Below are 12,512 nucleotides of genomic sequence, written 5' to 3' on the forward strand. Positions count from 1 at the left end.
ACCTGACTGGAAAGAGTGAAAGCGGCCATGGGCTCGTAGCCCCACTTCCTCCTGCTCGTTACAGATGTGCGGTCCGAGGTTGGGACCGCATTTGCCAACAAGGAGGAATAATGATCAAGAAGGTCGTCGCCGCTGCGGCTGCCACCGGCGGTCTCGTGCTCGCGGGCGCGGGAATGGCCGTCGCCGACTCCGGTGCCCAGGGTGCCGCCGTGGGGTCCCCCGGTGTGCTCTCCGGCAACGTCGTCCAGGCGCCCATCCACATTCCGGTGAATGTGTGCGGCAACACGGTCTCCGTGATCGGGCTGCTGAACCCCGCCTTCGGCAACACCTGCGTCAACGCGTGACGTTGTACCTCGTACCCGTAAGGGTCTGAGCCGGCGGCCCCGGAGTGCGCGCCACGCACTCCGGGGCCGCCGCGCTTCCAGCCCCGGGCGTTGTGCCGGGGGTATCCGAAAGGCAGAAGGCAGGAAAAAGCTATGAGACAGGTCACTCGCAAGGGCCTGATCAGTGTGGCGGCGGCCGGCGGTGTACTCGCCATCGGCGGCTACGCGCAAGCGGACTCGAGTGCCGACGGAACCGCGGCGAACTCCCCGGGCGTGCTGTCCGGGAACAACGTCCAGGTTCCGGTGCACATCCCGGTCAACGCCTGCGGCAACACCGTCAACGCCGTCGGGGCGCTGAACCCCGCCACGGGCAACGCCTGCGCGAACAAGTCCGACGGAGGTCGCGGCCAGGGCGGCGGTTCGCACGGCTCCGAGGGCCGCACCGACGGAAAGGGCGGCTCGCACGGAGGTTCCGGAGGCGGCGGCTCGCACGCCGACGGCGGAACCGCCAACTCACCCGGTGTCGGCTCCGGCAACACCATCCAGGTGCCGCTCGACATCCCCCTCAACGTCTGCGGCAACACCGTGGACATCGTCGGCGTGCTGAACCCCGCCGTCGGCAACGAGTGCGCGAACGCGGACACCCCCGCTCCGCCGGCCAAGGAGACGCCCGAGACCCCGGGCACTCCCGAGCCCCCGACGGACCGTACGCTCCCGCCGTCCCCGAACGAGCCCAAGGAGCAGACCGTCGAGCCGGCCGCCGAGGGCACCGACGTGCTGGCCACGACCGGTGGCGACGGCCTCGGACTGATCATTCCGGCCGGCGCGGCCCTGCTTCTCGCGGGCACGGTCATCTACCGGCGCGCCCGGTCGGCCGCCTAGGAGCGCGCGAGTACGGCACGTGTTCAGCCCGGTACGGCACGGGGCGGACCTCCGCACAGCGGGGGATCCGCCCCGTCGCCGTTCACCAGGTGGCGCGTACCTGACGGATGATGCGTCTGCGCAGCCGCACTCTGCGACTGCCGTCCCTGTGCAGGCTCAGTCGGTCCATTTCCCAGTGTCCGTACTCGGCGTGGTCGGTCAGCAGGCGGGTCGCGTCGCTGCGGGACACCCCGCGCGGCACGTACACGTCGACAAATTCGTATTCCGGCATCGCATCTATTGTGCGGGCAGAGCCCCGGTACGGATAGCGTCTGCTCTATGTCTGATGCTGCGCAGCCCACGGCTGCCGAGGTACGTGCCGCCGCCGAGGCGGTCAAGGTCGCGCTGGACCGTCACCTCGCGGCGGTCGAACGCCGCACGGGTGAGGACGACCCGGCGGTTTCCGAAGCGTTCAACGCCCTTGCCACCGCGGCGGAGGCGTACGACGAGCGGCTCTACGATCTCTACGACGAGGTCACCCCGTTCGAGATCCCCGGCACGGACGACTCCCTGCCGCCCTACGCGGGGCCGGAGGAGCCGAACGCGCTCAGCGTGCTGATCCGCCGCGACTACGCGGTGGCGGAGCCGCGGAGACTGCTCGCTCAGGCACAGCGCATCGCCGATGTCGACGGGGACGCCGAGACCGTGGCGGTCGTCGGCGCCAGTGTGCACGCCGCTGTGGGCGTGCTCTTCGGCGAGTACGAGCCGGACGAGATCGCGTCCCGGCACAAGGAGTTCGGCCTGGAGGAGGGCGACTCGACACTCTGGGTGTCGGCCGCCGACGATCTTCCGGAGCCCGGCGAATGGCTCGGCGCCCCCTTCGAACAGGCCGATCCGCAGCAGGTCGTCTGCCGCTTCGACGTCAGCTCCGTCTTCGACGACGAGGACTTCGACGGCGCCGGGGTCCGGGGCCGGGATCCCCTCGGTGACCTGGAGGAACAGGACGCCTGACCGCGCGGTCCGGCACCGCCGGCGGCCCGCCACCGAATTGGTGGCCGGGCCGTCGGCCGTTCGGGTCATCCGGGGTGCCGGCGTCACACCGCGGGCGCCAGCAGGCCCTCCAGGAGCGTCCGGAGCCGTGTCGTCCGCTCGGCCGCAGGCACCTCCGCCACCGCGTGTGCGAGCGCCTGGTCGACGCCGTGGACCACGGACAGATGACGCTCGCCCCGGCCGAAGGCCGTGTAGACCCAGGGCCGGCTCAGGCCCTGCGCCGCGTCGCCTGGCAGGACCACGACGGCGGCCGGCCACCGCATCCCCGCCGCCTGGTGCGCGGTGAGGGCCCAGCCGTGCCGTACGACCGATTCGACGAGCTCCCTGGGCACCAGGACGGGCACCCCGTCACAGTCCAGCCGCAGCCCCTCCGCGTCCGCCGACACGACCGAGCCGGTCAGCGTCCGGCCCGGTGCGGGCACATAGGCGACCCGGTCGTCCGGGTCGAAGCCGCCGAACGGGCCGGGGCCGGGATTCAGCCGCTCCTTGAGCGCCACGTTCAGCGCCCGCGTCCCCACCGCGCCGCCGTGCCCGACCGTGATCACCTGCGTCTGCCCGGACGGCACACCGATGGCGCGCGGCACGGAGTCGGCGACGAGCTGCACCGTACGGTGCAGGGCCTCGCCCGCGTCGCGCACGGGCACGATCACGACCTCCTTGCCGGGCGCTTCGACCTGGTTCAGCTCACCGATGCCGATGCCGGAGACCAGCTCGCCGAGCGGCCCGGGGTCGGGCGTGCGCGAGGCGATCTGCGGGCACACCCGGGCGCCCAGCAGATCCGCGAAGACCCGGCCGGATCCCGCAGACCAGAGCACCCCGGGGTCGCCGCAGAGAACCAGCCGCGCGCCGTCGGGCAGCGACTCCACCAGCGTCGTCGCCGTCTCCACGTCCAGTTGGGGCGCGTCCAGGACGACGAGGAGGTCGAGGTCCAGCGCGCCGTCCGCGTCCCGACCCGGTCCCTCCGCCCCGGACAGCAGCCCCGCGACCGTCACGGCGCTGTCACCGAGCCTGCGCCGGCCGTTCTCGCTGTGTGCGGCCACGACGGGCCGCAGACCGAGCGCGCGCACGGCATCCGCGAGGGCCACCGGCTCGGCGCGCGCGGCCTCGCCGCCCGTGTGGACCACCAGACCGTGTCCGGCGACCGCGCGGATGAGCTCGGCCGCCGAAGGGGAGGGCGCCCCCGCCGCGGCCTCGTCCCAGGACGCCTCCTGGGCGGTCTTCACCAGCCGGGCCAGACCGTCGGCGAGGCTCTCCTCGGCGAGCGCGTACCGGTCGAGACCGAGCAGGACGGGCGCGGCCTCGGCGATGTCCTCCTCCGCCTTCTCCTCCGCCGCCTTCTCCTCCGCCGCCTCCTGCGTGTCCTCGTCGATGTCCTCGGCGCCGTCCTGGAACACCAGCACGGCGCCCTCCGCGATGGCGTGCCGCAGCGCCCCGTCGGGGTCGGGCACCGACCGCTCCGCCAGTGCGGCGCGCACCGCCGGGAAGGCGAGCGCGGTGTGCCCCTGCAGAGCCGCGCGCGCCAGCAGCCAGCCGACGAGGGCGGCGGACCGCCGCTCGTCCCCGGGACCGCAGCCGTCGCCGAGCAGCGCGCGGGCGAAACCGTCGGCCTGTTCGGGCCGGACCCCGGGGACGGACAGCAGCAGCCACGGATCGGCGCGCAGCGCGTCACCGGCCCGCTCCCCGAGCACCGCCGTGGCCTGCGGGGCCAGCGCCGCCGGCGCACCGCCGTCGGCGAGCACGGCCTCGACGGCCGCCACGGCCTCCGGAGCGCTCACGGGGGCCACCGGGGCGGCCCGCGCGGGCTCGGGAGCCCGTGGCCCGTTCTGAGCCGGTACGGGGGCCCCGGCGGCAGACACGGAGGGCGCGGGGGCAGCGGGCGCCACCGGACGGGCCGGCGCCGCCTGACCGCTCTCCATGGCCCGTACGGCGGCGAGCAGATCCGCCGCCTGCCCGCTCAGCTTGGCGCCCGCCGGGATGGGGCCCTCCTTCTCGGCCTTCCGCTGTGCGATCCGGGCGCGCAGCTCACGCTGCGCGGCGATCTCGGCCTCCGCCTCGGACAGCTGCGCGGGCGCGTCCTCGGCGGACTTCGCCTCGTCCCCGCCCGTACCCTCGGCCCCGTCGCCGTCCGCCCCGCCGACCGCCTCGGACGTGGCCACCTCCGCGACCGCGGTGTCGCTGTCCTCGGCAGGGGATCCGGGGGTCGCCCCCGGGGAAGGCACAGTCACAGGGTGCTCCAGTCCTGATCGGGATAGCGGTGCACGGGCGCCGACACATCGTCGAGCGCCCGGCAGATCTCGTCGGGAAGCCTAAGGCTCTCCACTGACAACGCGGCCGTGAGCTGGTGCGCGTTGCGCGCCCCGATGATCGGGGCGACCACGCCGGGCCGGTCCCTGACCCACGCGAGCGCCACCTCCAGCGCCGTCGTCGCCAGTCCTTCGGCCGCGGTCAGCACCGCGTCGACGATGCGGCTCGCGGGCTCGTCGAGATACGGCTCGACGAACGGCGCCAACTGCTCGGAGGCGCCACGGGAGTCGGCCGGCGTGGAGTACCGGTACTTGCCCGTCAGCACACCCCGGCCGAGCGGCGACGAGGGCAGCAGCCCGACCCCCAGATCGACGGCGGCCGGCAACACCTCGCGCTCCACGCCCCGTTGGAGCAGGGAGTACTCCATCTGCGTGCTGGCCAGCCGGGTCCGTACGCCGGGGGAGGCCAGCTGCCAGGTCGCCGCCTTGGCGAGCTGCCAGCCCGAGAAGTTGGACACCCCCGCGTATCTGGCCCGGCCGCTGCTCACGGCTATGTCGAGCGCCTGAAGCGTCTCCTCCAGCGGTGTCCCGGTGTCGAAGGCGTGGATCTGCCAGAGATCGACATGGTCCGTGCCCAGCCGCTCCAGCGAGGCGTCCAGGGCGGCGAGCAGATGCCCGCGTGAGCCGTTGAAGCGCCGGTACGGATCCGGCACACTGCCCGCCTTGGTGGCGATCACCAGATCCCGGCGCGGCACAAGTCTCTCCACGAGCTGCCCGAGCAGATACTCCGCCTCCCCGCCCCCGTACACGTCGGCGGTGTCGACGAGAGTGCCGCCCGCCTCCCAGAAAGCCTTCAACTGGTCGGCGGCGTCGTGCTCGTCGGTGTCCCGCCCCCAGGTCAGCGTGCCGAGCCCGATCCGGGACACTCGCAGGCCGGTACGGCCGAGATGCCTCTGCTCCATGACCGCTGAGATTACTGGCCGGGGCCCCACTCGCAGTCAGCCTGTGGACAACCCGCCCCCAGCGGAGGCCCGATGGCGGCCCTGACGAATGCCCGCGCCACGCGCTAGAGTCCCGGCACAGAGACGTTACTGATCGGTAAGGGAGTGGTTATGCGGCTCGGCATCAATCTCGGCTACTGGGGCGCCGGCATGGACAGCGACAACCTCGCCGTCGCCCAGGAGGCCGACCGGCTCGGCTACGACGTCTGCTGGGCCGCCGAGGCGTACGGCTCCGACGTCCCCACGGTGCTGAGCTGGGTCGCCGCCCAGACGGAGAACATCGACATCGGTTCGGCGATCCTCCAGATCCCGGCCCGCCAGCCCGCGATGACGGCGATGACGGCCGCCACGCTGGACTCGCTCTCCGGCGGCCGGTTCCGTCTCGGCCTCGGGGTCTCGGGACCGCAGGTCTCCGAGGGCTGGTACGGCGTCAAGTTCGACAAGCCGCTGGCCCGCACCCGTGAGTACGTCGAGATCGTCCGCCGCGCGATGTCCCGCGAGCGGCTCTCCTACGAAGGCGAGCACTGGACCCTGCCGCTGCCGGGCGGCCCCGGGAAGCCGCTCAAGCTGACCGTCCACCCCGAGCGTGAGCACATCCCGCTCTACATCGCCGCGATCGGCCCCAAGAACCTGGAGCAGACGGGTGAGATCGCCGACGGCGCACTGCTGATCTTCCCCTCGGCCGAGCATCTTGAGGAGACCGCGCTCAGCCATCTGCGCGCGGGCCGCGAGAAGGCCGGTCTGACGATGGACGGCTTCGACGTCTGCCCGACCCTGCCGATCGCGCTGGGCGACGACATCGAGGCCCTGGCGGACATGTTCCGCCCGTACACCGCGCTGTACGTGGGCGGTATGGGCAGCCGCAAGCAGAACTTCTACAACCAGCTCGCGCGGCGCATGGGTTACGAGCGCGAGGCGGTGGAGATCCAGGACAGGTACCTGACGGGCGACAAGGATGGCGCCGGCGCGGCCGTCCCGCACCAGCTCATCGACTCGACCACGCTGCTCGGCTCGGTGGAGCGGATCGCCGACCGAATGAAGGCGTACGACGCGGCCGGAGTCACGACGCTGACCCTGGCCCCCGCGGGCTTCACCCTCGACGAACGCCTCACGGCCCTGCGCGCCGGCACCGAGGCCCTGGAACTGGCCGGTCTCGTCACCTGAGGCGCTGAGGCGCCGAGAGCCTGAGAGGCTCTGGAGGGCGGAGAAGTCTGCGGCCGTGGTGGGGGCTCGGGGGGTCTTCCCCGCCACGGCCGTCACAGAGGACAACGCCCCGGCCCCCACCGGGTTACGCAAGCCCGTATACGTACGGACGTGCGCCCGCCTCTCCCTCCAACGGCCGATTCCGGTACCTGAGCTGTTGCCCGCACCACGGTGTCGGATTTGAATCCTTGTGCGATGTCTGTGCGGACATCGGTATGGAGGTGGCATCCAATGCTCTCGGCCCGAGGCCTGTTCGAGGAAATCCTCGACAACGACGAGTCCTTTCAGCTCTTCTGCTCCATCGCGGCCAGCGGCGAGGCCCAGGGCGGCTGGGAGAACGGCCGTATCGCCGCCTTGGTACCCGAAGGAATGCGGGACCTCGCACCCAAGATCACGCGGCACGGCGCCGACGAGGACAAACACGGGCGGATCTTCCAGGCCATGCTGAAGAAGCGCGGTCTGGAGCCCGTCGACGTCCCGCCCGCCACCGACTACACGCTGCTGCTCGAACGGCGCGGTATCGGCCTCCCGCACGACAAGCTGCGCCGGAACGACCCGCTGACGGAGGACGACATCGTCGTCTATCTCTCGCACAGCCGGGTGACCGAGCAACGCGCCTCGGACCAGATGGAGTTGCTGCGCAAGCACTTCGCGGACCACCCCGTCGTCGGCAAGGCCGTCCAGATGATCAGCGCCGACGAGGACAACCATCTGGCGTACTGCCACGAGGAGTTGCTGCGCCTCGCGCGCCAGGGCCACGGCCGCACCATCCAGCGGGTGCTCCAGGAGAGCGCGCACGCCGAGATCCAGATCTACCGCGACGTGAGCATCGCCGTGATGGCGCACATGGGCCGCATCCTGCGCTGGCCCCGCCCCAAGGCGGCGCTGCTGGCCGCGGGCATCCACGCCATGTACGGGGTCGAACGGGCGGGCCGCTGGCGGCGGATGGTCAGCCTCAGCATGCCGGAGCGCCGCGACGCGCTGGGCGGCCCGGCGACCGCGCCCGCCTTCTGAGCCGTACGGCGCGCGGGCGCCGGGTCAGAGCCAGCCGTTGCGCTTGAAGAGCCGGTGCAGGAAGGTCACCGCGCCGACCATCACGGACAGCGCGGCCGGATAACCCCACACCTGGCTCAGCTCGGGCATGTGCTGGAAGTTCATGCCCCAGATCCCCGCGAGCAGGGTCGGCACCGCCGCCATCGCCGCCCAGGCGGAGATCTTGCGCATGTCGTCGTTCTGCCGTACGCCCATCTGCGCGAGATGGGCGTACAGGATGTCGGAGACCAGCCGGTCGAGCCCGTCCACCTGCTCGTTGACGCGCGTCAGATGGTCGTCCACGTCCCGGAAGAAGGGATGCGACTTCTCCCTGACGAACGGCACCCCGGCGCGCGTGAGGCGCGAGATGGGCTCGGCCAGCGGTCCGGCCGCCCTGCGGAACTCGAGCACCTGCCGTTTGAAGGTGTAGATCCGCTCCGCCGTCGGCTGGCCGCCCGTCCTCCGGCTCCTGCCCGAACCGTCCTCGTTCGGCGAGAAGACCTGCGCCTCCAGCTCCTCCAGGTCGACCTGGAGCTCCGAGCCGACATCGACGTAGTGGTCGACCACCGCGTCACTCACCGCGTAGAGAACCGCCGTCGGACCGTGCTTGAGCACCTTGGGCTCCGACTCCAGACGCATGCGTACGGCGTGCAGCGGCGCGCCCTCGCCGTGCCGGACCGTCACCACGAACGAGTCGCCGACGAAGACCATCAACTCGCCGCTGGAGACGGTGTCGTGCTCGGAGTCGTACACCACCGGCTTGAGGACCATGAACAGCGAGTCGTCGTAGATCTCCAGCTTGGGCCGCTGGTGTGCCTTGAGCGCGTCCTCGACGGCCAGCGGATGCATGTTGAACTCACTGCTGACGAGGTCGAACTCCTGCTCCGTCGGCTCGTAGAGACCGACCCAGAGGAAGGCGTCCCCCTCGGCGCGCGCCTCGGCCAGGGCGTCGGACAGATCGGCGGGCCCGTCGGTGCGGCGCCCGTCGCGGTAGATGGCACGGTCGACGATCACCCCGTCCATATTCCCGGCCGAAGGGGTTCGACGCACGTCTGCCGCACCAGCGCCGGACTCCAGGACCGGCCCGCCGTCCGCTCCGAGCCCCGTCGTCCAGGTGGCCGGCCCGCCTTTCCGCGCACCGTTTAGGCTGGCCGCCATGGCCACCCTGATCCTCGTACGGCACGGACGCTCCACCGCCAACACCTCGGGCGTCCTCGCCGGCCGGACGCCCGGCGTCGCGCTCGACGAGCAGGGCCTGGCGCAGGCCGCCGCCCTCCCGGGACGCCTCGCCGACCTGCCGCTCGCCACCGTCGTCAGCAGCCCCCTCCAGCGCTGTCTGGAGACGATCCAGCCGCTCATCGACGCCCGCCCCGGCATCGAGACGCACCAGGAGGAGCGGATCAGCGAGTGCGACTACGGCGACTGGTCCGGGCGCAAGCTCGCCGAGCTGAGTGACGACCCCCTGATGGCGGTCGTCCAGCAGCACCCGTCGTCCGCCGCCTTCCCCGGCGGTGAGTCGATGCGCGCCATGCAGGCACGCGCCGTCGAGGCCGTACGGGACTGGAACGCCCGCGTCGAGGCCGAGCACGGCGAAGGCGCCGTCTTCCTGATGTGCTCGCACGGGGACATCATCAAGTCCCTGGTCGCCGACGCGCTCGGCATGCATCTCGACCTCTTCCAGCGGATCCACGCCGACCCGTGCTCGGTCACCGCCATCCGGTACACCCGGCTGCGCCCCTTCCTGCTGCGACTGGGCGAGACCGGCGACCTCGGTTCCCTGACACCGCGTGAGAACGGCGCGGAGGGAAAGAAGGACAGCGGCGGTGAAGCCGTCGTGGGCGGCGGCACCGGCGCCGCGTGATCGCCGCGCGCAGTAGGGTGGACGGGCCGTCCGCGCCATCCTGGAGGATCGCTCTCCGGGAGCCCCCGGCCCGCCCCATTCCGTCAATTCCCAAGGGAGACAGGACGTGTCCCGTCAGGTGTTCCTCTACGACCCGCCGGACCGCTTCGTGGCCGGTACGGTCGGGCTGCCTGGCCGCCGTACGTTCTTCCTCCAGGCATCCGCCTCGGGCCGCGTCACCAGCGTGGCCCTGGAGAAGACCCAGGTCGCCGCACTCGCCGAGCGCATAGATGAGCTGCTCGACGAGGTCGTGCGCCGTACCGGCGGCAACGCTCCGGTGCCCGCCGTGGCCCCCACGGACGTCGCCGACGCCGCACCGCTCGACGCGCCCGTCGAGGAGGAGTTCCGGGTCGGCACCATGGCGCTGGCCTGGGACGGCGACGAACAGCGCATGATCGTCGAGGCCCAGGCCCTCGTCGAACTCGACGCGGACACCGACGAAGACCTCGCCGACGCCGAGGAACGGCTGCTCCAGGACGAGGAGAACGGTCCGCCGATGCTCCGCGTCCGGCTCTCCGGCGCCCAGGCGAGGGCCTTCGCCAAACGTGCCCTGGACGTGGTCAACGCAGGCCGGCCGCCGTGCCCGCTGTGCAGTCTGCCGCTCGACCCGGAGGGACACGTATGCCCGCGCCAGAACGGATACCGCCGGGACGCATGAGCGCGACGGCGGTGGATCTGATCACCAAGGGCGAACTGACCGTACGGGGCCGGATCCGTGCGGCCTCCAACGCGGTGCTGTACTGCTCCGTCTCGTACGAGGGCGAGGAGGCCTCCTGCGTCTACAAGCCCGTCGCCGGGGAGCAGCCGCTCTGGGATTTCCCCGACGGCACGCTTGCCCGGCGTGAGGTGGCCGCGTACGAGATCTCCGAGGCGACCGGCTGGGGTCTGGTGCCGCCCACCGTGCTGCGTGACGGTCCGTACGGCGAGGGCATGTGCCAGCTCTGGATCGAGGCCGACGAGAGCGACTCGGCGCCCCAACTCCTCGCCCTGGTCGAGGAGGAGGAGCCGGCGGAGGGCTGGAAGGCGATCGGCTTCGCCGAGGTCGGCGAGGATCGCACCGCGCTGCTGGTGCACGCCGACGACCCGCGGCTGCGGCGGCTGGCAGTCCTCGACGCCGTCATCAACAACGGCGACCGCAAGGGCGGCCATCTGCTGCCGGAGGCCGGGGGCCGGCTGTACGCGATCGACCACGGCGTGACCTTCAACGTGGACGACAAGCTGCGCACGCTGCTGTGGGGCTGGGCGGGGGAGCCGCTGCCCGCCGATGCCGTGGCCGTCCTGGACCGGCTGGCCGGTGAACTCGTCGAAGGCACCCCGCTCACCACCCGGTTGGCCGAACTCATCACACCGGCCGAGACCGAGGCCGTACGGTCCCGGGTCCAGGAGCTGCGCCGTACGGGACGCCATCCGAAGCCGTCCGGCCAGTGGCCCGCGATCCCCTGGCCGCCGGTCTGACCCACGGGCGCGCCGCCTGGATCAGGCGGCGCGGCCATGCATCAACCGGCCGATCACGCAAGGGCGCCGAATCGGTCAACAGCGGTGGTCCGGTTCGTATCCGGAAGCAACGTCCGGTTACGCTCATGACATGCATGCCTGGCCCGCTTCCGACGTCCCCGCCCTGCCCGGCAAGGGCCGCGACCTCCGGATTCACGACACAGCGACCGGTGGCCCCGTCACCGTCGCCCCCGGACCCGTCGCCCGTATCTACGTCTGCGGCATCACGCCGTACGACGCGACGCACATCGGGCACGCGGCGACCTACAACGCGTTCGACCTCGTGCAGCGCGTCTGGCTCGACACCAAGCGGCAGATCCAGTATGTCCAGAACGTCACCGACATCGACGACCCGCTCCTCGAACGCGCGACGCGCGACGGCGAGGACTGGACCGGGCTCGCGGAGCGCGAGACCGCCCTCTTCCGTGAGGACATGACGGCGCTGCGGATGCTGCCGCCGCGGCACTACATCGGCGCGGTGGAGGCGATACCGGGCATCGTGCCGCTGGTGGAGCGGCTGTGCGAGAGCGGCGCCGCGTACGTGCTGGAGGGCGACGTCTACTTCTCCGTCGAGGCCGACCCGCACTTCGGCGAGGTCTCCGGTCTCGACGCCGACGCGATGCGGCTGCTCTCCGCCGAGCGCGGCGGCGACCCGGAGCGCCCAGGCAAGAAGAACCCGCTCGACCCGATCCTCTGGATGGCCGCCCGCGAGGGCGAGCCGAGCTGGGACGGCGGCAGCCTCGGCAGGGGCAGGCCGGGCTGGCACATCGAGTGCGTGGCCATCGCCCTCGACCATCTCGGCATGGGCTTCGACGTCCAGGGCGGCGGCAGCGATCTGGCCTTCCCGCACCACGAGATGGGCGCCTCGCACGCACACGCCCTGACCGGCGAGTACCCGTTCGCCAAGACGTACGTGCACGCCGGGATGGTCGCGCTCGACGGCGAGAAGATGTCCAAGTCCAAGGGCAATCTGGTCTTCGTCTCCACCCTGCGCCACGCGGGCGTGGACCCGGCCGCGATCAGGCTCGCCCTGCTCGCGCACCACTACCGCTCCGACTGGGAGTGGACGGACCAGGTACTCGAAACGGCCGTGGCGCGGCTGGCGCGCTGGCGTGCGGCCGTGTCCCGGCCGGACGGCCCCGACGCGCAGGCACTGGTGGAAGAGGTCCGAGAGGCCCTGTCGGACGATCTGGACGCCCCGAAGGCACTGGCCGCGGTCGACCGCTGGGCCGCGCTCCAGGAGTCCACGGGCGGCACGGACGAAGGGGCGCCGGGAGTGGTGTCCCGCACGGTGGACGCGCTGCTGGGAGTCGCGCTGTAAGTCCTGCCGACGGAACCGACGGAACCGACGGAACCGACGGAACCGACGGACCGTCGTCCGCCGGTGCGGCGCGTGGGCGTGCCA

At 71.9% G+C, this 12,512-nt stretch carries 13 protein-coding genes; 9 read left to right on the forward strand and 4 right to left on the reverse strand.

The window, feature by feature from the left end:
• The first annotated feature begins 110 nt into the window (after positions 1-110).
• Positions 111-344 carry a chaplin ChpH gene (gene chpH, locus ACFWV8_RS29100; protein WP_329389571.1) on the forward strand — a complete coding sequence of 78 codons (234 nt, stop codon included), beginning with the start codon at positions 111-113 and terminating at the stop codon, positions 342-344.
• 132 nt (positions 345-476) lie between these two features.
• Entirely contained in the window at positions 477-1,205 is a 729-nt protein-coding gene (locus tag ACFWV8_RS29105; RefSeq protein ID WP_384210282.1) for a chaplin, read from the forward strand.
• Between the two features lie 82 nt (positions 1,206-1,287).
• Here ACFWV8_RS29105 and ACFWV8_RS29110 read toward each other — a convergent pair whose 3' ends face one another.
• The gene (locus ACFWV8_RS29110) at positions 1,288-1,476 is read right to left on the reverse strand and encodes a DUF5703 family protein (protein ID WP_023542774.1); all 189 of its coding nucleotides are present in this window, start codon (positions 1,474-1,476) and stop codon (positions 1,288-1,290) included.
• A gap of 47 nt (positions 1,477-1,523) precedes the next feature.
• On the opposite strand from ACFWV8_RS29110, the gene ACFWV8_RS29115 reads away from it, so the two are divergent.
• A complete protein-coding gene (locus tag ACFWV8_RS29115; RefSeq protein WP_329389576.1) occupies positions 1,524-2,195 on the forward strand; it encodes a hypothetical protein in 672 nt (223 codons plus the stop codon).
• A gap of 83 nt (positions 2,196-2,278) precedes the next feature.
• On the opposite strand, the gene ACFWV8_RS29120 is transcribed toward ACFWV8_RS29115, so the two are convergent.
• Positions 2,279-4,525 (reverse strand): helix-hairpin-helix domain-containing protein, encoded by a 2,247-nt coding sequence (locus ACFWV8_RS29120; RefSeq protein ID WP_384210318.1) that lies wholly within the window; start codon positions 4,523-4,525, stop codon positions 2,279-2,281.
• Positions 4,456-5,439: an aldo/keto reductase gene (locus tag ACFWV8_RS29125; RefSeq protein WP_329389580.1), complete on the reverse strand. Its 984-nt coding sequence runs from the start codon at positions 5,437-5,439 to the stop codon at positions 4,456-4,458. The genes ACFWV8_RS29120 and ACFWV8_RS29125 overlap by 70 nt, the downstream gene beginning before the upstream one ends.
• A gap of 150 nt (positions 5,440-5,589) precedes the next feature.
• On the opposite strand from ACFWV8_RS29125, the gene ACFWV8_RS29130 reads away from it, so the two are divergent.
• Both ACFWV8_RS29130 and ACFWV8_RS29135 read left to right on the forward strand, forming a co-directional pair.
• Complete coding sequence (locus ACFWV8_RS29130) at positions 5,590-6,642, forward strand: LLM class F420-dependent oxidoreductase (protein WP_384210287.1); 1,053 nt, start codon at positions 5,590-5,592, stop codon at positions 6,640-6,642.
• A 270-nt stretch (positions 6,643-6,912) separates the two neighbouring features.
• Positions 6,913-7,695 (forward strand): ferritin-like domain-containing protein, encoded by a 783-nt coding sequence (locus tag ACFWV8_RS29135; protein WP_384210290.1) that lies wholly within the window; start codon positions 6,913-6,915, stop codon positions 7,693-7,695.
• Between the two features lie 24 nt (positions 7,696-7,719).
• Here ACFWV8_RS29135 and ACFWV8_RS29140 read toward each other — a convergent pair whose 3' ends face one another.
• Positions 7,720-8,736, reverse strand: coding sequence for a magnesium and cobalt transport protein CorA (locus tag ACFWV8_RS29140; RefSeq protein WP_384210321.1), 1,017 nt, complete (start codon positions 8,734-8,736; stop codon positions 7,720-7,722).
• Between the two features lie 133 nt (positions 8,737-8,869).
• On the opposite strand from ACFWV8_RS29140, the gene ACFWV8_RS29145 reads away from it, so the two are divergent.
• From ACFWV8_RS29145 to mshC, 4 genes are all read left to right on the forward strand, one after another.
• Positions 8,870-9,574: a histidine phosphatase family protein gene (locus tag ACFWV8_RS29145; RefSeq protein ID WP_329389586.1), complete on the forward strand. Its 705-nt coding sequence runs from the start codon at positions 8,870-8,872 to the stop codon at positions 9,572-9,574.
• Between the two features lie 106 nt (positions 9,575-9,680).
• Positions 9,681-10,271 carry a DUF3090 domain-containing protein gene (locus ACFWV8_RS29150; RefSeq protein ID WP_078078138.1) on the forward strand — a complete coding sequence of 197 codons (591 nt, stop codon included), beginning with the start codon at positions 9,681-9,683 and terminating at the stop codon, positions 10,269-10,271.
• Entirely contained in the window at positions 10,235-11,068 is an 834-nt protein-coding gene (locus ACFWV8_RS29155) for an SCO1664 family protein (protein ID WP_384210294.1), read from the forward strand. Before ACFWV8_RS29150 ends, ACFWV8_RS29155 begins: the two co-directional genes overlap by 37 nt.
• Before the next feature lie 130 nt (positions 11,069-11,198).
• Positions 11,199-12,428, forward strand: coding sequence for a cysteine--1-D-myo-inosityl 2-amino-2-deoxy-alpha-D-glucopyranoside ligase (gene mshC, locus ACFWV8_RS29160; protein WP_384210297.1), 1,230 nt, complete (start codon positions 11,199-11,201; stop codon positions 12,426-12,428).
• Positions 12,429-12,512: the final 84 nt, after the last annotated feature.

The sequence above is a fragment of the Streptomyces sp. NPDC058665 genome, assembly GCF_042714995.1.
In the GTDB taxonomy this organism is placed as follows: Bacteria; Actinomycetota; Actinomycetes; order Streptomycetales; family Streptomycetaceae; genus Streptomyces.